This window comes from Saccharomonospora iraqiensis subsp. paurometabolica YIM 90007 (assembly GCF_000231035.2).
GTDB lineage: Bacteria > Actinomycetota > Actinomycetes > Mycobacteriales > Pseudonocardiaceae > Saccharomonospora > Saccharomonospora paurometabolica.
In genome coordinates this window covers 155,931-156,904 of sequence record NZ_KI912259.1, presented here as the reverse complement: position 1 = coordinate 156,904, position 974 = coordinate 155,931, and the positions used below count along the sequence as shown (strand labels likewise).

General features: G+C 73.0%; 1 protein-coding gene. It reads left to right on the top strand.

Annotated features, from left to right (window positions below; genetic code table 11):
- Positions 1-974, top strand: a 974-nt coding sequence (locus SACPADRAFT_RS29205; RefSeq protein ID WP_007027760.1) for an arabinosyltransferase domain-containing protein, incomplete at both ends; no start/stop codon positions are given.

Sequence of the window (974 nt, the reverse complement as noted above, 5' to 3'; positions counted from 1 at the left end):
CGTGGCCGCGGCCCGCTGGTGCTCGCGTTGCCGTGGCTGGGGCCGTGGTTCCGTCGGCAGCCGTGGTCGGCGCGGGTCGCGGCGGTGTCGCTCGCCGCCGCGGCGGTGACCGTCGTCGTCCCGGTCGGGTTCGCCGACGCCTCGCTCGGCGAGGTCCTCACCAGCATCGCCACGAACAACGACTACTACTACTCGTATCCCTGGTACGACGAGATCGTCCATTACCAGACCCTGCTGAACACCTCCGGCTGGGCACGGCGCCTGCCGGTGGTGCTGACGCTGGCGCTGCTGGTGCTGGTCGCGATCGGCAGCGGCCGGGGCGGCCGCGGCACGGATCCGGTGCAGCGCCTGGTGCTGCACAGCGCGGTGCTGTGCGCGCTCGCGCTCGGGCTGATCGCGCTGAGCCCGACGAAGTGGGTGAACCACTTCCACGCCATCGCCCCGATGTCGATCCTGCTGATCACGGGTGCGTTGGTGCGGTCCCCGCTGCCCCGGCGGGCCGGTCCGGTCATCCGGACCGTGGCGGTCCTGGTGACGGTCACCGCCGTGTCGCTGGCGTTCGCGGGCGTCAACAACTGGGCCCCGTACACCGATTTCGGGCAGTTGTTCGGCGATCACACCAACCTCGACCTCCGGACCAACGAGACGCAGCCGCACTTCGGCCCGGTCACCCTGCGCAACCCGGTGCCGTGGCTCGCGGTCGCCGCGGTGGGGCTGCTCTGGGCACGGCTGCGGCGTCGCAAGGGCGAGCTCTCCCGGATCGACGGCCAGCGCGCGGTGCTGGTGACCGCGTCGGCCGGGTCGGTGGTGCTGCTGCTGGTGAGTTTCGTGTGGGCGCCGCTGTCGCAGGGCGCGAGCTGGACCGCGGCCCGCTCCGGGCTGCAGACGCTGTTCGGCGACGGCTGCGGGCTGGCCGACGACGTCCACGTCGCGCGGCCGTCCGCGCGGCAACTCGGCGAACCCACCACCCCGGC